Origin of the sequence: Streptomyces sp. 2P-4 (assembly GCF_030167965.1) — a bacterium.
Classification (GTDB): Bacteria; Actinomycetota; Actinomycetes; order Streptomycetales; family Streptomycetaceae; genus Streptomyces; species Streptomyces globosus_A.
In genome coordinates this window covers 2,622,619-2,640,872 of sequence record NZ_CP095011.1, presented here as the reverse complement: position 1 = coordinate 2,640,872, position 18,254 = coordinate 2,622,619, and the positions used below count along the sequence as shown (strand labels likewise).

The following is an 18,254-nucleotide window of genomic DNA, read 5'->3' as shown; positions in this document are numbered from 1 at the left end:
GCGGATGCGGCCGCCGCGGACGCGTTGCGGGCGGCGGCGCCGTCGCGGGTGCGGCGCTGGCGCGGCACGTCGGGGCCGATGCCCCCGTCCGCGTGGGCACGGACCGGGCCGGCGCCGGAAGCCCCCGTGTCGCGTACGCCCTCGGCGGCCGGGGCCGGAGCCTTCCCGTGGCCGAGCTCGTCCGCGCAGCCGCCGCCGGACGCGCCGCGGCCCCGCCCGTCCGCGGCTCCGCCGGCCCCGGCGGGCAGGCCTGGGCCGCCCTGGGCCGGTGTCGCGGCGGCCGCGGCAGGCTGCGGGCCCTCCTGCGAGGTGGGGTACTCCGTCACGCGTGGCATTCCGTCCGTCTGCGCTCGATGTGCGCTGCACTCAACTCGGTCAGTCGCGGTATACCCGCTCAGCGGCGGGGGCACCACCGCCCCGCGGTTCCGCGTCCCGCTCGTTACCTCTCTCCGCGTTGACCTCCCGTCAAGTGCCGCGTACTGCGCGTGATTTGCGGCCGGGCGGCAGGGGTGCGGCGCGCAGGGGACCTTGCGGAGGGAGATATTACGGTTCAACCCCGGGGGCGCATCAAGGGTCTCATGAGGTCATATGCGCCGGGGTGCGGTCCCAGTCCCCGGGCAGGGCCGGAACCGTCCATGCCGGATCGGGGCGCCAGTCCTCCCACCCGTCCGAGAACGGCGACCCCCACGCCTTGACGGCTTCCAGCGCGGCCCGGCCGGCCTCCTGCACGCGGCGGGCCTGCTCCGGGCCCATCAGGCCCGCCCGCTGCGCCTGCGCGAACTCGTCCTCGTCGCGCCACGTCCAGGTGCGGTCGGGGTAGACGGAGATGTCGAGGAAGTGGTCGACGGAGTCGACGCCGCCCGACCAGCGCGACCGGGGCTCCTCCAGGTTCACGTACCAGCTCCTGAACCGCCAGCCCGGCTCCCAGAAGAGCCACACCGACCACGGGTCGGCGGGCCGGGCCAGCTTCAGCACGCCGGTGCCGAACCAGCGGGAGCGCACCGTGGTGCGCGGCGCCGTGTAGCGCGTCGCGAGCGGCTCCTCGTGGACGGGGGTGCCGTCGGCCAGGACCGGCTTGACGCACTCGGTGCCGGGCGCCATCCACACCGCCAGCAGCTCGTCGGTGTCCTCGACCACGGTAACCGGGCGGCAGATGTGGACCGCGCCCGCCAGGCCGCCGGGCGCGTGGTCGCGGTAGCGCCAGAGGACCTGCTCGCCCCGCCCCCACCGGACGCCCTGAGCCTCGCCGCCCCCGCGGCCTGCGGTACCTGTCATGCGCAGATACTAGGGCTGGGGCGGCCGCGGCCGCTGCGGTGCAGGTCACGGAGGGGTTCGCGGGCGGGAAACGACCGGATCCGGTCCCTGCGCCGTCCCCGGCGGGGCGGTGTCAGGGCCGGGTCATGCGCAGGACGTCGAGGGCCTCGTCGAGCTGCTCCAGGGTCAGGTCGCCGCGGTCGACGTAGCCGGACTCCAGGACCACCTCCCTGATCGTCTTCCGCTCCGCGAGCGCCCGCTTGGCGACCCGGGCGGCCTCCTCGTAGCCGATGTGGCGGTTGAGGGGGGTGACCACGGAGGGGGAGGACTCGGCGTACTCCCTGGCCCGTGCCGTGTTGGCGGTGATGCCGTCCACGGTGCGGTCGGCGAGGAGGCGGCTGCCGGAGCCGAGGAGCCGGATCGACTCCAGCAGGTTCCGGGCCATCACCGGGAGCATCACGTTGAGCTCGAAGTTGCCCGCCGCCCCGGCGACGGCGACCGCGGTGTCGTTCCCCGTCACCTGCGCCGCGATCATCAGGACGGCCTCCGGGACCACCGGATTGACCTTCCCCGGCATGATGGAGGAGCCCGGCTGCAGGTCCGGGAGGTTGATTTCGGCCAATCCCGTGCGCGGGCCGGAGGCCATCCAGCGCAGGTCGTTGCAGACCTTGGTCAGGGACACCGCGATCGTGCGGAGCACGCCGGAGGCCTCCACCAGCGCGTCGCGCGCCCCCTGGGCCTCGAAGTGGTTGCGGGCCTCCGTCAGCGGCAGCCCGGTCGCCGCGGCGACCTCGGCGATCACGGCCTCCGAGAAGCCGGCCGGGGTGTTGATGCCGGTGCCCACCGCGGTGCCGCCGAGCGGCAGTTCGGCCAGCCGGGGCAGCGCCGACTCCAGCCGCTCGATGCCGAGGCGCACCTGGGCGGCGTACCCGCCGAACTCCTGGCCCAGGGTGACCGGGGTGGCGTCCATCAGGTGCGTGCGGCCGGCCTTGACGACCTCGGCGAACTCGGCCGCCTTGCGTTCCAGGGCCAGTTCGAGGTGGCGCAGCGCCGGGATCAGCTCCCGGGTGACGGCGGCCGTCGCCGCGATGTGGATGGACGAGGGGAACACGTCGTTGGAGCTCTGCGAGGCGTTGACGTGGTCGTTGGGGTGCACGTCCCGGCCGAGGCGCTCGGTCGCGAGGGTGGCGATGACCTCGTTGGCGTTCATGTTGGACGAGGTGCCCGACCCGGTCTGGAAGACGTCCACCGGGAAGTGGTCGTCCCAGCGGCCCTCGGCGACCTCGGCGGCGGCCGCGGTGATCGCCTCGGCGACGTCGTCCGCGATGACGCCGAGGTCCGCGTTGACCTTGGCGGCGGCCGCCTTGATGCGGGCGAGGGCCTCGATGTGGGCGCGCTCCAGGCGCTGGCCGGAGAGGGGGAAGTTCTCCACCGCCCGCTGGGTCTGGGCCCGCCACTTGGCGTGCGCGGGGACCCTGACCTCGCCCATGGAGTCGCGCTCGATGCGGTGGGTGCCGGTACCGGTACCGGTACCGGTGCCGGCGTCCTGCTGGTGTCCGTCCGTCATGTTCGTTGCCTCCTTGCAAAGTTGAGCAATCGTCATGTCCGACGTGTTCCCTTCTCTCCTGCCGCTCGGTACATACCGGCGGTAACAGCGATCTCGGGGAGGCGTACATGACACGTACAGGTGCGAAACCCAGGCTCAGATCTACCCTCGCCGCCCTCGCGGCGGCCGCGGCCGCCCTCGGGGGCGCCACCGCCGTCACCCCACCGGCCCACGCGGCGCCGGCGGCCGCGGCGGCCGGCACCGCCAGCACCGCCACCACCACCGCCGGCAAGCCGCTGCCGGCCGCGCTGGAGGCCGTACGCGCCGCCGAGGCGACCCGCATCTACGGCGACCCGGCCGTCCGCCCCATGGCCGCGCGCAAGACCGCTCTGATCTCCCTCGGCGACAGCGAGATCTCCGGCGAGGGCACCGGCACCTACGACCCGGCCACCAACACCCCGGCCAACCAGTGCCACCGCTCGCCCGAGGCCGCCGTCCACCGCACCGGCATCCCCGCCGACCTCACCTTCAACGCGGCCTGCTCCGGCGCGTACACCGGCAACATCCGCATCGGCGGCACCCCCCAGTACGCCGATGAACTCGTCCAGAGCGACACCCTCGCCATCAAGGCCCGCAACACCCGCATCACCATGGTCCTGCTCGTCGCCGGCGCCAACGACGACCTCCAGTTCGGCCCTGTCATGACCGACTGCGTCACCCGCTGGATCCTCTCCCAAGGCGCCTGCGAGCCCGCGTACGCCCCCGGCTGGCAGGCCCGCGTCGACGCCCTGCGGCCCAAGGTCGAGGCCACCGTCGCCGACCTCAGGACCACCATGCGCGACGCCGGCTACGCCGACGGCGACTACCGCCTCGTCGTCATGGGATACCCGAGCCCCATCGGCCCGGACTTCCGCGACAACCCCGCCTTCCCGGGCAAGCTGCCCGGCGGCTGCGCCGGGTACGACTCCGACGCCGCCTGGGGCCGCAACCACGCCGTCCCCGCCTTCGAGGAGGGCATCCGCGCCGCCGCCCGCGCCTCCGGCGCCGTCTACCTCGACAACTCCCGGCTCTTCCACGGCCACGAGGTGTGCATGGAGGACACCTGGGCCCGCGGCCTGTACCTCGACCTCGCCGACCACTTCCCGTGGGACGAGGACACCGCCCGCCAGTCCTTCCACCCGAACACCCGCGGGCACGCCGCCTTCGCGTCCTGCCTCACCCAGCTGTACGCCTCCGGACTGCGCGAGGCCTCCTGCGCCGACCCCGCCTCCACCGGCACCCCGGTCCTCACCCCCGGTGCCTGGGACGACCTCTTCGGCCCCCTGCGCCACCCGGCCACCGCGAACTGCCTCGACGCGGACGGCGCCTCCAGCGCCAACGGCACCCGCGTCCTCGCCTGGGACTGCCACGGCGGCCGCAACCAGGGCTGGTGGTACGACGCCCACCGCCGCTCGCTCCACACCGAACTCACCCACGACCGCTGCCTCGACGTCCCCGGCGGCGACTACCGCGCGGGCACCGGCACCGTCCTGTGGAACTGCCACGGCGGGGCCAACCAGCAGTGGCTCCGCGACGGCGGCACCCTGCGGCCCGCCGCCGCCCCGGGCCTCTGCCTGACGGTCACGGACCCGCGCCGGCCGGCCCGCCTCCAACCGTGCGACGGCACGCCGGCCCAGCGCTTCACGTAAGGCGCCGGCCGCCGGACCGGCGGGTGTCTCACCGCCGGTCCAGGTACTCCCGTACCTCCCGGGGCCGGTTCGTGATCAGCGTGTCCACGCCGAGGCGCAGGCACAGCTCGACGTCCTCGACCTCGTCCACCGTCCACACCCGCACCCGCAGCCCCTTGGCCTTCAGCCGCCCCACCAGCCCCGGGTCCTTGCGGACGAGGTCGATGCCCGGCCCGGCGTGGCCCGCGAACGGCGGCCGCGGCGGGCGCACGGCCCGCTCGATCAGGTACACCGCGGGCAGCCCCGGCGCCAGCCGGTGCAGCCGCATCAGCGCGGTACGGGAGAAGCTCATCACCTCCACCAGCCCCTCCGCCCCGTCGGCCAGCCCGTGGTCCTTCAGGACCCGCACCAGCTCGGCCTCCAGCCGGCCCCCGGCCCGCGTCGGGTGCTTCGTCTCCACGGCGAGCCCGACGGGCCGGCCCGCGGCGAGGGCCTCCTTCAGCAGGTCCTCGAAGAGCAGCACCTGCGCGCCGCGGTGCCCGGCGCCCTTCCAGGAGCCGAAGTCGAGCGCGGCGAGCTGCTCGTACGTCATGGCGGAGACGATCCCCCGCCCGTCGGAGGTGCGGTCGACACGCCGGTCGTGCACGCACACCAGCCGCCCGTCGGCACTGAGCCGCACGTCGCACTCCAGCGCGTCGGCCCCGTCGGCGATGGCCTGCCGGTAGGCGGCGAGCGTGTGCTCGGGGTGCTCGTGCGAAGCCCCGCGGTGGGCGACGACCCGCACACCGCGGGCCCCGGAAAACGCCTGGTAGGTCATGCGCCCCACGCTATAGCCCCACCCCCCGGCCCCCCGACAGGGCACCGCCGGCACACGCCGCACCACCCGGCACCTCCGCACCCGGCCCACCGCCGCGGAAGGAGGTCAGGCCCGGTAGAGCGTCGGGCGCTCTGCCACCTGGTCCGGGGTGAGGCCTTCGACGGTCAGGTTCCCTGTCCACAGGTGGTCGCGGTTGGCGTAGACCGCATCGAACCGGACGCGCTTGCCGCCGGGCTCCAGCTTCCACCCCCGTTCCCGGAACTGCCCGATGCGGCCGCTGCCGCAGACGAAGGCGCGGGTGGCTTGAGTGAGCACCCATTGCGCCAGTTCGTTCTCGCTGGCGGTGGGCCGTCCGCAGATGCGGGCCATCTGCCACAGGCGTCCCCACTCGACTCCGGGGGTCAGAGGGCCGACGACTGCGACGTCTCCGATTCGCCGTCCGTCCAGGTGGTGCGTGGTGTAGCCGAAGACCACGCCGAACATGGCGAACACGGTGACCCGGCTGCTGCCGGTCAGACCCTCGTCGGATGCCATGGGCGGTACCTTCGCTCAGGGGAGGACCCGGGTACCTGTGACGTGCCCGGGCCCTCCTTCGTACGAGCGGATCACGACCTGACCCGCGTGTCCTGGGAGTGAGTCAGCACCCGTCGCCGTCGCCGCAGCAGGCGGGCGGGTTGCAGCCCTTCGCGGCGCCCCACATCCGCTCGTCGACGTAGAAGCCGGCCGCCTTGACGCGTTCGACCACGGAGCCGATCAGCGGCCGCGTGCGGACGGTGGCCTTCGGTTCGTGGTCCAGGAAGTAGCCGAACTGTTCCTGGCACCACGCGGCGTAGGCGCGGGTGTGGAGCGCGAACGAGTGCCAGCCCGGGTCAACGACCTGGGAGGGGGTCATGCCGAACGCGCGGGCGTCACCCATGACCTTGAGGAAGGCAAGGGCCTGGTCCACGATGTTGCGGGCCGTGGCCAGTTCGTGCCTGTACTCCTCGGCGCAGAACTCGGACACCTTCTCGAACAGCTCGGGACTGACGAGGTCCCGCCCCCGCCGTAAGGCGACGGGGCTTTCGACCATGGTCGTCATAGCGAGACTCCTTCTGTTGTGGGTGAGATCAGGCGGTAGGCGGGGGCGGGAACTGGTCCCCGCCGGTACCACCGGACTTGTCGCCCGGGTCGTTTACGCGCATCTCGGATCACCCCCTTCCTGTCGTGGCTTGCCTGCTACCCGCCCCCGTCGGGACGGGGGCCTGTGTCAGGTCGTACCGACCCGATGAACAAGGGCAATGTCCTCGAACCCTCGGAGAAAGCGGCCGTGACCAGCGTTCAGGCCCGTGTGCGTCATGCACTGCCGATCCACCTCGGCTACGTCGGGGCCGGGAACAGCAGCCCACCCGCAACCCTCGTAGAGGCAGCTCGCCACCACGGTGGGCGTGGATTCGGGGTCTCTGATGATTCGGTGCTCGGTGTGCCGGAGGACTGAGCGCGTCATCGGCGCGACCCGTCCGCGTTGACGCACCGGGTGTGCCAGTAGGCGACCTTCGGCGGGCCGTCCTTCTGCCCGAGCATTCCCCGTCGGGCGAGCTGGTGAAGGGGGATGGGCATGCTGCACGACGCACACGTCTCGCGTTTTGCGGTGTACGTCGCGTACTCGAACGTGTCCGTACTGGTGGCCACAGCACCCCTCCCGATGACTTCCCGGTCGATGTCATGACCCTAGGAAGGGGGCTAGGACGGCCTCAACGAACTTGCACGACCTTGCAGGGAATCACCCGAGTGCGGCGATGGCTTCCGCGATCAATGCGCGTGCGGGCCGCCCATGGCAGGCAAGTTTGGCCAGCTCAGCGAACATGTGGGCGTACGTCTCGATCTCGCTGGGCTGCTTCACGGTCACCTGTGCCGTGGCTAGCTCGATGATCACTTGGCTGTCGTCGTAGATCCAGAAGCCTTCAACGGGCCACATGACCCGTTCGGCGCTCATGGGGACCACGCCGAGGCTGACGTTGGGCAGCACGGCGATTTGAAGGAGGTGTCCGAGTTGGGCAGCCATGACGTCCGGGCCACCGAAACGGGAGCGCAACGCCGACTCCTCCAGCACGATCCCGAAGTGCCGATGGGCGTCGTGTAGGTAGCGCTGACGCAGCATGCGCACCTTGACCGCTGCTTCAACATCGTCCGGGATCTGCCTGAACGCCACGATCCGCTTCATGATGGCGGTCGCATAGTCGGCCGTCTGAAGCAGGCCCGGGATCACCCCGGGCTCGTAGATGCGGAAACGGCTCGTCCGGGCGTACAGGGGAACGTGGGCCTCTTGGGCGTGCTTGAGGCCGGCGCGCTGCAATCGCTTCCACTCCACGTACATCTCGTCGATGCCGTGGGCCGTGGCGCGTAGGTCCTCGTACTCTTCCAGGACGCCGCAGATGGTGACGTAGGCAAGGAGATCCTGGTCTGAGGGCGGAGTCTTGCCGTTCTCAATGCGAGAGGCCTTGGACTCGCTCCAACCCGCACGCGCGGCCAGCGCCCGCGCTGTCAGGCCGGTCGGCTTGCGAATGTCTCGCAGCCGCCTGCCGAGGGCGGCACGGGCGTCTTGGACTGCTGATGAAGGTGACGTGTTCACGGGCGGGCAGGCGTCAGGTGGGCTGGTACTCCGAGTGCGGCGTGGCCCGCTCCCAGACGGCTTCGAACGCGCCCACGCACAGCTTCAGGATCGTCGGGTCCTGGGTGATCTCCAACCAGTCGCCCGGGGCGCTCTCGCCGTTCCCGTCGAAGTGCAGGACGAGAACGGTCTTGTTGTCGAAGACCCAGAAGTCGTTGCCCGGGAAGGCGATGTCAGTAGCGTTGCGGCGCGGAAGCCACCGGATCTCCTCCCCAGCTTTCACGTTGGCGTCCGAGACGTGGTGCTCGAACCGGAGGTAGTCCGATTCCGGGACGGAGAACACCCGGGCTCGGCGGATGGACACGCCCCTGTCCGTGGCCTTGCGGACCCACTTCAGCCAGTGGCGGATCTCAGGGTCGTTGTCCTCGGGGAGGTCGCGGAGGCCCTGCTTCCAGGCCGTGAAGCTGGGATCGGACTCCATGTAGCCGTCCCGCATCTCCAGATGGATCGCGCTGTGCTCGGTGGAAGCGAGAAGCTCCTCAAACGACGGGACCGTCGGCACCCTTGACCTCCAAGAAGAACTGCACCATGCGTCGCGGCAGCTCGATGACATCCTCATGGTCGGGGATGTCCAGCAGTTGCCTGCGTTCCGCGCCCGTCACCTTGAACCCCTGGACCAGGTACGTGTCAGTGGCGTCGTCCAGGTAGATCGTGGGCGAGCCGCCGTCCTTGCTCTCAGGGTCCTTGCCAAGCTTGTGCAGAGCCATGGTGTCCTCCTCGCTCGGGGCTGACGATCTCTGTGTGCAAGCCTGCGCCGCAGGCACTCTCGGGCGCACCAGACTTGCACGAACTTGCGTGACAGATGCCCCTCTCAGGCCAGAAGCTGCCAGGGACAGACCTCTTGCGCGCCCTGGGCGGCTTCCCGCGGGCTGGGGAGGGGGCACGGCAAGAGCCCCCGGCGGTCGGCGCCGGGGGCTCTCTGGGGGCGGGGGAGTGCCGGCTACGCCAGGCCGGGGCCGCGGACCGGGATGTGGGTGAACGTCGGCTCCGGGGCCGGGTTCTGGAAGAAGTCGTTGCCCTTGTCGTCCACCACGATGAACGCCGGGAAGTCCTCCACCTCGATCTTCCAGACCGCCTCCATGCCGAGCTCCTCGTACTCCAGGACCTCGACCTTCTTGATGCAGTCCTGCGCCAGGCGCGCCGCCGGGCCGCCGATCGAGCCCAGGTAGAAGCCGCCGTGCGTGCCGCACGCGTCCGTGACCTGCTGCGAGCGGTTGCCCTTGGCCAGCATGACCTTCGAGCCGCCCGCCGCCTGGAACTGCTCGACGTACGAGTCCATGCGCCCCGCCGTGGTCGGGCCGAAGGAGCCCGAGGCGTAGCCCTCGGGGGTCTTCGCCGGGCCGGCGTAGTAGACGGGGTGGTCCTTGAGGTACTGCGGCATGTCCTCGCCCGCGTCCAGCCGCTCCTTGATCTTGGCGTGCGCGATGTCGCGCGCCACGACCAGCGGGCCGGTCAGCGACAGCCGGGTCTTGACCGGGTGCTTCGTCAGCGTCGCGAGGATCTCCTTCATCGGCTGGTTCAGGTCGATGGAGACGACGTCGGACGCGGAGTCCAGGTGCTCTTCGGTGGTGTCCGGCAGGAAGCGCGCCGGGTCCCGCTCCAGCTGCTCCAGGAAGACGCCCTCGGCGGTGATCTTCGCGACGGCCTGGCGGTCCGCGGAGCAGGACACGGCGATGGCGACGGGGCAGGACGCGCCGTGCCGGGGGAGGCGGACCACGCGGACGTCGTGGCAGAAGTACTTGCCGCCGAACTGGGCGCCGATGCCGAGCTTCTGCGTCAGCTCGAAGACCTTCTCCTCCAGCTCCAGGTCGCGGAAGCCGTGGCCGAGCGGCGAGCCCTCGGTGGGGAGCTCGTCCAGGTAGTGCGCGGAGGCGTACTTCGCGGTCTTCAGGGCGTGCTCGGCGGAGGTGCCGCCGACGACGATCGCCAGGTGGTACGGCGGGCAGGCCGCCGTGCCCAGCGAGCGGATCTTCTCCTCCAGGAACCTCATCATGGAGGCCTCGTTCAGGACGGCCTTGGTCTCCTGGTAGAGGAAGGACTTGTTCGCCGAGCCGCCGCCCTTGGCCATGAACAGGAACTTGTACGCGCCGCCGTCCGTCGCGTACAGCTCGATCTGCGCCGGCAGGTTCGAGCCGGTGTTCTTCTCGTCCCACATCGTCAGCGGGGCCATCTGCGAGTAGCGCAGGTTCAGCCGCGTGTACGCGTCGTAGATGCCGCGGGAGAGGGCCTCCTCGTCGCCGCCCGCGGTCAGGACGTTCTGGCCGCGCTTGCCCATCACGATCGCCGTGCCGGTGTCCTGGCACATCGGCAGCACCCCGGCGGCCGCGATGTTGGCGTTCTTCAGCAGGTCGAGGGCGACGAACTTGTCGTTCGCGGAGGCCTCGGGGTCGTCGATGATGCGGCGCAGCTGCGCGAGGTGGGCCGGGCGCAGGAAGTGCTGGATGTCGTGGATGGCCTCTTCGGCGAGCTTGCGCAGCGCCTCGGGCTCGACCTTGAGGAACGTACGGCCGTCGGCCTCGAAGGTCGAGACGCCCTCGGAGGTCACCAGCCTGTACGGCGTGGTGTCCTCGCCCAGGGGCAGCAGGTCGGTGTACGCAAACTCTGGCATGACGGCAGTCATCCTCACTCGGCGGGAGCGCTGGCGACCGGATTGGCAGCGCGCAACCAGCGTAGGACCTCCCTGTGGGCGCTTGTCTGTGAGGTAAGGCTCACTGGGAACTATCGCGATCTATCGTGTCTCGCTAGACTGCTGACATGGACCTGGAAAAGCACCCCGCCGCGCCCGCCGCGCCAGCTGCCCCCGCCGCGCCCGCGGCCCCGGCCCCGGGCGGCCTGCGCGCCTCCGACGCGGACCGGGACCGGATCGCGCGGATCCTGGCCGACGCCGTCGCCGAGGGCCGGCTCACGCCGGAGGAGCACTCCGAGCGCCTCGACTCGCTGTACGCCCGCAAGACCATCGCCGAGCTGGACGTGCTGGTCCAGGACCTCCCGGCACCGGGATCCGCCGCCGGGTCCGCGCCCGCCGGGGCCGCGTACGCCCCCGCGTACGCCGGCATGGGCTCCGGCGCGCGCCCCGGCCCTGCCGAGACGGTCGTCGCCGTGTTCAGCAGCAGCGCCCGCAAGGGCCGCTGGCGCCCGCCGGCGCACACCCGGGCCGTGTCGGTGATGGGCGACATCAGCATCGACCTCACCGAGGCCGTCTTCGAGCAGCAGGTCACCGAGATCGAGGTGACGTGCGTCCTCGGCAACGTGGAGGTCCTGGTCCCGGAGAACGTCACCCTCCGCGGCCACGGCAGCGGCGTCCTCGGGAACTTCGAGGTCAGCGGCAACACCGCCGGCAGCGTCGACCCGAACGCCCCCGTCGTGATCATCCGCGGATTCGCCCTGCTCGGGAACATCGAGGCCCGCCCGAAGCTCGGCGCCCGCCTCGTCGACCTCGCCCGCAAGCTCCGCAAGCACCTCCAGTAGACGCCGGACTCCGGGCGCCGGGCGCCGGGCGCCGGGCAGCTCCGAGGTCGCATTTCGGTCTACTTCCGCCGGAGTCCCGGCCGCGCCGCACGCAGTGCATAGGGCCGCGTACAGCGGGTAGGGACAGGTGCATCGTCTCTCGCTTGCGTATCCGTCGTCAGGAGTAGACCGTGCAGCATCCGCCGCATCAGTCCCTGCAGGTAGCCGCCGTACAGAGCCTTCAGGCGCGTCCGACAGCCGTGCCGAGGCCGCGGATGCCGGCGCGGCACGAAGAGGACGGCCCCTGGCACGCGGAGGCGGTGTGCCGCCGGGACGAAGCGGGACTGTTCTTTGCCCCCTCCAAGGAGCCCACGGCGGCCCGGCTCTCCCGCGAGGAGGCCGCCAAGCGGGTGTGCGCGCGCTGCCCCGTGATGGTCGCCTGCCGTGAGCACGCCCTGCTGCAGCCCGAGCCGTACGGCGTGTGGGGCGGGCTCACCGCCGCCGAGCGCCGCGTCGTGCTCGCCCGCAGGCGCCGCCGCGCGGCCGAACTCCGCCAGACCCCGGGCGCGGGGACGATAGCCGCCGCGGGCTGAGCCCCGTACACGGCACGCGAGAGGGGCGGTCCCGCCGCACACGGGAACCGCCCCTCTCGCTGTGCCGGCGGCAGCCGCCGGCCCGGGTGCGCTCGTACGGGCGCTCCAGCCGCTACTGCGCCCGGTCGAAGTCGATCGCGCTGTACGCGCGCAGCTTCGACAGGCGGTGCGTGGAGTCGATCTTGCGGATCGTGCCCGACTTCGAGCGCATGACCAGGGAGGACGTCGTCGCGGTCTCCGAGCGGTAGTGCACACCGCGCAGCAGCTCGCCGTCCGTGATGCCGGTGGCGACGAAGAAGACGTTCTCGCCGGACACCAGGTCGTTCGTGGTCAGGACGCGGTCCAGGTCGTGGCCCGCGTCGACGGCCTTCTGCCGCTCCGCCTCGTCCTTGGGCCACAGCTTGCCCTGGATGACACCGCCCAGGCACTTGATGGCGCAGGCCGAGATGATGCCCTCCGGGGTGCCGCCGATTCCCATCAGGAGGTCGACGCCGGTACCCTCGCGGACCGCCATGACCGAGCCGGCGACGTCGCCGTCGGAGATGAACTTGATGCGGGCGCCCGTCTCGCGGATCTCCCGGACGATTCCCTCGTGGCGGGGGCGGTCCAGGATGACGACGGTGACGTCCTCGACGGCCATGTTCTTGGCCTTCGCGACGCGGCGGATGTTCACCGACACCGGGGCGTTGATGTCGACGAAGTCGGCCGCCTCCGGGCCTGTGACCAGCTTCTCCATGTAGAACACCGCGGACGGGTCGAACATGGTGCCGCGGTCCGCGGCCGCCAGCACGGCGATCGCGTTCGGCATGCCCTTGGCGTTCAGGGTGGTGCCGTCGATCGGGTCGACGGCGATGTCGACCTCGGCGCCGGAGCCGTCGCCGACCCGCTCGCCGTTGTAGAGCATCGGGGCTTCGTCCTTCTCGCCCTCGCCGATGACGACGACGCCGTTCATCGAGACGGTGGAGATCAGGGTCCGCATCGCGTTGACCGCCGCACCGTCGGCGCCGATCTTGTCACCGCGCCCGACCCAGCGGCCCGCGGCCATGGCGGCGGCCTCGGTCACCCGGACGAGCTCCAGGGCGAGGTTGCGGTCGGGGGCCTCGGGGGCGACTTCGAGCTGGGGCGGCAGGTTGTGCTCGGTCATCGGAGCGCACCTTTCTGTACGACGACGGCCGGGAAGGTGAGGGTGTGGGAACTCTATCGTCACGTCGACAAACTGAGCAGACCGGGTCACGTATGAGCGGAATATCGGTCAGGGGTTTGTCCTGAGCGGACGCCTTGCGTACGCCATGGGTACGGCGCCCCGGCGCGCCGCGCGCCCGGCGCACCCACCCCGGCGGAGATCGCCGCCGGCGATGGGGGACGATGGGGGCGTGGCAGGTATGAAGGGCAAGCAGACGGTCTGGGACATGGTCCGGTCGCTGGCGGTCATCGGCGTGGTCGTGGCGGGGATCTACATGTTCGTCCCGCACGACGACGAGGCCGATCCGACGCACGTCGTCGACTACCGGGTGGAGACGCTCACCGCCCGGCGCGCGGCGCCGTACCCGCTCGCGGCGCCGGTGGGGCTGCCAAAGGAGTGGCGGGCGACCTCGGTGACGTTCGACCGGCGCGAGGCCCACCGCTGGCACCTCGGCTTCCTCGACCCGCGGAACCAGTACGTCGCCGTCGAGCAGTCCAGCGACTCCTCCGCCGGGTACCTGTCCGAGGTCACCCAGAAGGCGAAGGCCACCGGGCAGACGCAGCAGGTCGGCGGCGTGGAGTGGGAGCGCTGGGAGGGCGAGAAGTACGACGCCCTGGTCCGGCAGGAGCAGGGCCACGTGACGGTGGTGACCGGAACCGCGCCGTTCGAGGACCTCGGCACGATGGCGGCGGCGCTGGAGTTCAAGAAGGCCGACACGCCCGCTCCGGCCGGGCAGGCCGGGTAGGCCGACCGGGGCGCCAGGCGTCCCGACAGGCGGACGGCCCCGCACCCCCGGGGGAACCGGGAGGCGGGGCCTTCGCGTGCGTGCGGGGTGGGCGGGCGGCCGTCAGACGGTGGTGATGACCTCGTCGATGGCCAGGCGCGGGCCGCGCGGGTGCCAGGCGTCCGGGCCGGGCTTGCCGATGTTGACGACCATCAGCGGGGTGTGGTCGTCGTCGAGGAACTCCTTCTGGACGCCCGCGTAGTCCAGGCCGCCCATCGGGCCCGCGGCCAGGCCGGCGGCGCGGACGCCAACGATGAAGTACGCGGCCTGCATGGCTGCGTTCATCACCGCGGACTGCTCACGGGCCGGGCGCTCGCTGAAGAAGATGTCCTTGGCCTGCGGGAAGTGCGGCAGCAGGGCCGGCAGCTCCTCGTGGAACTCGTTGTCCGCGGAGAGGATCGCGACGAGCGGCGCGGCGGCGGTCTTGGCCTGGTTGCCCTCGGCCATCAGGTTCACGAGGCGCTCGCGGGCCTCGGGGGAGCGCACGAGCGTGATGCGCAGCGGCGTCGAGTTGAAGGCGGTGGGGCCGTACTTGACCAGGTCGTAGATCGCCTGGACCTGCTCCTCGGTCACCGGCTCGTCGGAGAAGGTGTTGGCGGTGCGAGCCTCGCGGAACAGCAGGTCCTGGGCGGCGGGGTCAAGAACGAGGGACATGGGAAAGCCTTCTTCCATGCGGAGAGGTGCAGCGATGCACTGACTGTACGCCGAAATTAGTCGAACTTTCAACTAAATCCGGCCGCCAGTGGCTAGGATCACCCTCCGGCCGACGGCCGCGGAGGCCCGGCTTCCGGCCCCGGCCGCCTCAGGCGTCCCCGCCCTCCCGGCCCTCCCCGGTCTCCTCGCGCGCGGCGATCGCCGAGTCCAGCCGGGCGCGGGCGCCCTCCAGCCAACGCCGGCACACTGCCGCCAGCTCCTCGCCCCGCTCCCAGAGCGCGAGCGACTCCTCCAGCGAGGTGCCTCCCGCCTCCAGCCTGCGGACGACCTCGATCAGCTCGTCGCGGGCCTGCTCGTAGCCCAGCGCAGTGTTCTCTGCTGCCATTCCCATTCCGCCTCGGATCTCGTCCACCCAGGTGCAACATGCACATGATTCGTCAAGTCGGCCGGGCAGCCGCCCGGTCGGAGCCCTCCCGCCGCCCGGTCGGAGCCCTCCCGCCGCCGGCCCGTCCGGCCGCCGCCCGGCCCGTTCAGCCGCCCGCCGCGGGCCCGCTGTCGGCCACCCGGACGCAGAACTCGCCCTCCGCGACCCGCGCCCGCAGCTCCTCGCCCGGCGGGGCCTCCTCAGGTGAGCGCACCACGTGCCCGTCCGCCCGCTGGAGCACCGCGTACCCGCGCTCCAGCGTCGCCGCCGGCGACAGCGCCACCACCCGCGCCAGCGTGTGCGCCAGCTCCGAGTCGGCCCGGTCCAGCAGGTGCCGCAGCGTCCGCCGGCTCCGCCCGAGCAGCGCCTCCAGCTCGTCCTCGCGGGCCTCCACCATCCGCTGCGGGTGCACGAAGACCGGCCGTGCCAGCGCATGCGCCAGCCCCCGCTCCTCCCGGTCGAGCAGCGCCCGCACGGCGCGCAGGCCCCGCCCGCGCAGCTGCTGCACCCGCTCCAGCTCCTCGCCGACGTCCGGTACGACCTTCTTCGCGGCGTCCGTGGGCGTCGAGGCGCGCAGGTCCGCGACCAGGTCCAGCAGCGGCGAGTCCGGCTCGTGCCCGATCGCCGAGACGACCGGCGTGCGGGCCGCGGCGACGGCCCGGACGACCTCCTCGTCGGAGAACGGCAGCAGGTCCTCCACGCTGCCGCCGCCGCGCGCCACGATGATCACGTCGACCTCGGGCAGGTCGTCGAGCTCCTTGACGGCCTGGACCACCTGCGGCACCGCGTGCACCCCCTGCACCGCCACGTTGCGCACCTCGAAGCGGACCGCCGGCCACCGCCGGCGCGCGTTCTCCAGGACGTCCCGCTCGGCCGCCGACGCCCGCCCCACCACCAGCCCGATCAGCTGCGGCAGGAACGGCAGCGGCTTCTTGCGGTCCAGCGCGAACAGCCCCTCGGAGGCCAGCGAGCGCTTGAGCCGCTCCAGCCGGGCCAGCAGCTCCCCGATCCCGACCGGCCTTATCTCCGCCGCGCGCAGCGACAGCTGCCCCCGCGGCGCGTACCACTCCGGCTTGGCCAGGACCACGACCCGCGAGCCCTCGGTCACGGCGTCCGCGACGTCGTCGAAGACCTGCCGGAAGCAGGTCACGCCGATCGAGACGTCGTGCGCGGGGTCGCGCAGCGTCAGGAACACCACCCCCGCCCCCGGCCGCCGCGACAGCTGGGTGATCTGCCCCTCCACCCACACCTGGCCGAGCCGGTCGATCCAGCCCCCGATGAGCCGGGACACCTGGCCGACGGGCAGCGGCGCCTCGGCCGACGTATTCAGACCCATGCAGGCAGGCTAGCCGCCCGCACCGACACCGTCTGCCGTACCCGCGCCGCGGCCCGCCCCGCCGCCCGCGCCGCCGCCGCGCCCGTACGGGCGTACCGGCTGCGCGGCACCCCCGTACGATGGACCGCATGAGTGCTGCCGCCGCCCCTGCTCCCGCTTCCCGCCGCGTCCTGCTCGCCGCCCCGCGCGGCTACTGCGCCGGCGTGGACCGAGCCGTGATCGCCGTCGAGAAGGCCCTGGAGCAGTACGGGGCGCCGGTGTACGTCCGCCACGAGATCGTGCACAACAAGTACGTCGTCGAGACGCTCCGCAAGAAGGGCGCCATCTTCGTCGAGAAGACGGAGGAGGTACCCCCGGGCAACATCGTGATGTTCTCGGCGCACGGCGTGGCCCCCGTCGTGCACGAGGAGGCGGCCCGCGGCAGGCTCGCCACGATCGACGCGACCTGCCCGCTCGTCACGAAGGTCCACAAGGAGGCCGTCCGGTACGCCAAGGACGACTTCGACATCCTCCTGATCGGCCACGAGGGCCACGAGGAGGTCATCGGCACCTCCGGCGAGGCCCCGGACCACATCACGATCGTCGACGGCCCCGACGACGTCGACAAGGTCGTCGTCCGCGACGAGTCCAAGGTCGTCTGGCTGTCGCAGACCACCCTGTCCGTCGACGAGACGATGCAGACGGTCGACGCGCTCAAGACCAAGTTCCCGCTGCTCGTCTCCCCCCCGAGCGACGACATCTGCTACGCCACCTCCAACCGGCAGGCCGCCGTCAAGGCGATGGGCGCCGACTCCGACCTCGTGATCGTCGTCGGCTCGAAGAACTCCTCCAACTCCATCCGCCTCGTCGAGGTCGCCCTCGACGCCGGCGCGCGCGCCGCCCACCTCGTCGACTACGCGAGCGAGATCGACGAGGCCTGGCTGGACGGCGTCACCACCATCGGCCTGACCTCCGGCGCCTCCGTCCCCGAGGTCCTCGTCGAGCAGGTGCTCGAATGGCTGGCCGAGCGGGGCTTCGCGGACGTCGAGATCGTCAAGACCGCCGAGGAGTCGATCACCTTCTCGCTGCCGAAGGAGCTCCGCCGGGACCTGCGCGCCGAAGCCGCGGGCCTGGTCGCAGACCAGTAGCGGGTTCCGTACCGTGAGTCCATGCAGCTCTTCGGTGTGGACATCGGCGGTACGGGGATCAAGGGCGCGCCCGTGGACCTCGACCGCGGCGACCTGGCGCAGGAGCGCCACAAAGTTCTGACACCGCAGCCGGCGACCCCCGACGGGGTGGCCGGCTGCGTCGTCGAGGTGGTCCGCCACTTCGACTGGGACGGCCCCGTCGGGGTGACCTTCCCCGGCGTCGTCACGGGCGGCACGATCCGTACGGCCGCCAACATGGACCCGGGATGGATCGGCGTCGCGGCGGCGGACGTGCTCTCGCAGCGGCTCGGCGGCCGGCCCGTCACCGTCCTCAACGACGCCGACGCGGCCGGGGTGGCCGAGATGGCGTACGGCGCCGGCAAGGGGCGCGGCGGCACCGTCATGATGCTCACGCTCGGCACCGGCATCGGCAGCGCCCTCTTCACGGACGGCAGGCTCGTCCCCAACACCGAGCTCGGACACCTGGAGCTCAGGGGGCACGACGCGGAGAAGCGCGCCTCGGTCAAGGCCAAGGAGGACCAGGACCTCAGCTGGGAGCGGTGGGCGCGCCGGCTGCAGCGGTACCTGGCGCACGTGGAGATGCTGTTCTCCCCGGACCTCTTCATCCTCGGCGGCGGCGTCAGCCGCAAGCCGGAGAAGTTCCTGCCGCTGATCGAGGGGATCCGGGCCGAGATCGTCCCGGCGGTGCTGCAGAACAACGCGGGCATCGTCGGCGCGGCGATGGCGGCGCGGACGTCGGCGCCGCGGTAGGGCG

Annotated in this window: 21 protein-coding genes; 6 read left to right on the top strand and 15 right to left on the bottom strand. The window is 71.8% G+C overall.

The features are described from left to right. Positions 1–576: 576 nt before the first annotated feature. Complete coding sequence (fomD, locus tag MUK52_RS11110; RefSeq protein WP_114053962.1) at positions 577–1,275, bottom strand: cytidylyl-2-hydroxypropylphosphonate hydrolase; 699 nt, start codon at positions 1,273–1,275, stop codon at positions 577–579. A 112-nt stretch (positions 1,276–1,387) separates the two neighbouring features. After that, positions 1,388–2,821 carry a class II fumarate hydratase gene (locus MUK52_RS11105; RefSeq protein WP_284575811.1) on the bottom strand — a complete coding sequence of 478 codons (1,434 nt, stop codon included), beginning with the start codon at positions 2,819–2,821 and terminating at the stop codon, positions 1,388–1,390. A gap of 107 nt (positions 2,822–2,928) precedes the next feature. On the opposite strand from MUK52_RS11105, the gene MUK52_RS11100 reads away from it, so the two are divergent. Continuing rightward, positions 2,929–4,488 carry a ricin-type beta-trefoil lectin domain protein gene (locus MUK52_RS11100; protein ID WP_114053964.1) on the top strand — a complete coding sequence of 520 codons (1,560 nt, stop codon included), beginning with the start codon at positions 2,929–2,931 and terminating at the stop codon, positions 4,486–4,488. Positions 4,489–4,516: 28 nt separating this feature from the next. Here the strand turns inward: MUK52_RS11100 and MUK52_RS11095 are convergent, their stop codons facing one another. The 9 genes from MUK52_RS11095 to MUK52_RS11060 all read right to left on the bottom strand — a co-directional run bounded on the left by MUK52_RS11095 (position 4,517) and on the right by MUK52_RS11060 (position 10,539). After that, positions 4,517–5,284 (bottom strand): glycerophosphodiester phosphodiesterase, encoded by a 768-nt coding sequence (locus MUK52_RS11095; protein ID WP_114053965.1) that lies wholly within the window; start codon positions 5,282–5,284, stop codon positions 4,517–4,519. Positions 5,285–5,389: 105 nt separating this feature from the next. After that, on the bottom strand, positions 5,390–5,818 hold the full coding sequence (locus MUK52_RS11090) for a hypothetical protein (RefSeq protein WP_114053966.1): 429 nt from the start codon (positions 5,816–5,818) through the stop codon (positions 5,390–5,392). A 103-nt stretch (positions 5,819–5,921) separates the two neighbouring features. Continuing rightward, positions 5,922–6,362 (bottom strand): UCP032817 domain-containing protein, encoded by a 441-nt coding sequence (locus MUK52_RS11085; RefSeq protein WP_284575810.1) that lies wholly within the window; start codon positions 6,360–6,362, stop codon positions 5,922–5,924. 168 nt (positions 6,363–6,530) lie between these two features. Then, positions 6,531–6,767, bottom strand: coding sequence for a DUF7848 domain-containing protein (locus MUK52_RS33285; RefSeq protein WP_502963557.1), 237 nt, complete (start codon positions 6,765–6,767; stop codon positions 6,531–6,533). After that, on the bottom strand, positions 6,764–6,952 hold the full coding sequence (locus MUK52_RS11080) for a hypothetical protein (protein WP_284575809.1): 189 nt from the start codon (positions 6,950–6,952) through the stop codon (positions 6,764–6,766). The genes MUK52_RS33285 and MUK52_RS11080 overlap by 4 nt, the downstream gene beginning before the upstream one ends. Positions 6,953–7,043: 91 nt before the next feature. Continuing rightward, entirely contained in the window at positions 7,044–7,892 is an 849-nt protein-coding gene (locus MUK52_RS11075; protein WP_284575808.1) for a helix-turn-helix domain-containing protein, read from the bottom strand. 13 nt (positions 7,893–7,905) lie between these two features. Further along, positions 7,906–8,433, bottom strand: a complete 528-nt coding sequence (locus tag MUK52_RS11070; protein ID WP_284575806.1) for a DUF6879 family protein — start codon at positions 8,431–8,433, stop codon at positions 7,906–7,908. Next, positions 8,411–8,638 carry a hypothetical protein gene (locus MUK52_RS11065; RefSeq protein WP_284575805.1) on the bottom strand — a complete coding sequence of 76 codons (228 nt, stop codon included), beginning with the start codon at positions 8,636–8,638 and terminating at the stop codon, positions 8,411–8,413. Before MUK52_RS11065 ends, MUK52_RS11070 begins: the two co-directional genes overlap by 23 nt. 233 nt (positions 8,639–8,871) lie before the next feature. Then, a complete protein-coding gene (locus MUK52_RS11060; RefSeq protein WP_114053969.1) occupies positions 8,872–10,539 on the bottom strand; it encodes a fumarate hydratase in 1,668 nt (555 codons plus the stop codon). Positions 10,540–10,685: 146 nt separating this feature from the next. On the opposite strand from MUK52_RS11060, the gene MUK52_RS11055 reads away from it, so the two are divergent. Then, the gene (locus MUK52_RS11055) at positions 10,686–11,399 is read left to right on the top strand and encodes a DUF1707 SHOCT-like domain-containing protein (RefSeq protein ID WP_284575803.1); all 714 of its coding nucleotides are present in this window, start codon (positions 10,686–10,688) and stop codon (positions 11,397–11,399) included. Between the two features lie 170 nt (positions 11,400–11,569). Further along, the gene (locus tag MUK52_RS11050) at positions 11,570–11,971 is read left to right on the top strand and encodes a WhiB family transcriptional regulator (RefSeq protein ID WP_502963556.1); all 402 of its coding nucleotides are present in this window, start codon (positions 11,570–11,572) and stop codon (positions 11,969–11,971) included. Positions 11,972–12,083: 112 nt separating this feature from the next. On the opposite strand, the gene glpX is transcribed toward MUK52_RS11050, so the two are convergent. After that, positions 12,084–13,115, bottom strand: a complete 1,032-nt coding sequence (gene glpX, locus MUK52_RS11045; protein ID WP_114053972.1) for a class II fructose-bisphosphatase — start codon at positions 13,113–13,115, stop codon at positions 12,084–12,086. Between the two features lie 238 nt (positions 13,116–13,353). On the opposite strand from glpX, the gene MUK52_RS11040 reads away from it, so the two are divergent. Further along, positions 13,354–13,899, top strand: a complete 546-nt coding sequence (locus MUK52_RS11040) for a DUF4245 domain-containing protein (RefSeq protein WP_174250495.1) — start codon at positions 13,354–13,356, stop codon at positions 13,897–13,899. Between the two features lie 102 nt (positions 13,900–14,001). Here the strand turns inward: MUK52_RS11040 and MUK52_RS11035 are convergent, their stop codons facing one another. The 3 genes from MUK52_RS11035 to xseA all read right to left on the bottom strand — a co-directional run bounded on the left by MUK52_RS11035 (position 14,002) and on the right by xseA (position 16,352). Continuing rightward, positions 14,002–14,592, bottom strand: a complete 591-nt coding sequence (locus tag MUK52_RS11035; protein ID WP_114053974.1) for a malonic semialdehyde reductase — start codon at positions 14,590–14,592, stop codon at positions 14,002–14,004. Positions 14,593–14,740: 148 nt separating this feature from the next. Further along, on the bottom strand, positions 14,741–14,977 hold the full coding sequence (locus MUK52_RS11030) for an exodeoxyribonuclease VII small subunit (RefSeq protein ID WP_114053975.1): 237 nt from the start codon (positions 14,975–14,977) through the stop codon (positions 14,741–14,743). 145 nt (positions 14,978–15,122) lie between these two features. Continuing rightward, entirely contained in the window at positions 15,123–16,352 is a 1,230-nt protein-coding gene (xseA, locus tag MUK52_RS11025; RefSeq protein ID WP_114053976.1) for an exodeoxyribonuclease VII large subunit, read from the bottom strand. A gap of 119 nt (positions 16,353–16,471) precedes the next feature. Between xseA and MUK52_RS11020 the strand changes: the two genes are divergently transcribed. Then, on the top strand, positions 16,472–17,479 hold the full coding sequence (locus MUK52_RS11020) for a 4-hydroxy-3-methylbut-2-enyl diphosphate reductase (protein WP_114053977.1): 1,008 nt from the start codon (positions 16,472–16,474) through the stop codon (positions 17,477–17,479). 21 nt (positions 17,480–17,500) lie between these two features. Beyond that, the gene (gene ppgK, locus MUK52_RS11015; RefSeq protein ID WP_284575798.1) at positions 17,501–18,250 is read left to right on the top strand and encodes a polyphosphate--glucose phosphotransferase; all 750 of its coding nucleotides are present in this window, start codon (positions 17,501–17,503) and stop codon (positions 18,248–18,250) included. Positions 18,251–18,254: the final 4 nt, after the last annotated feature.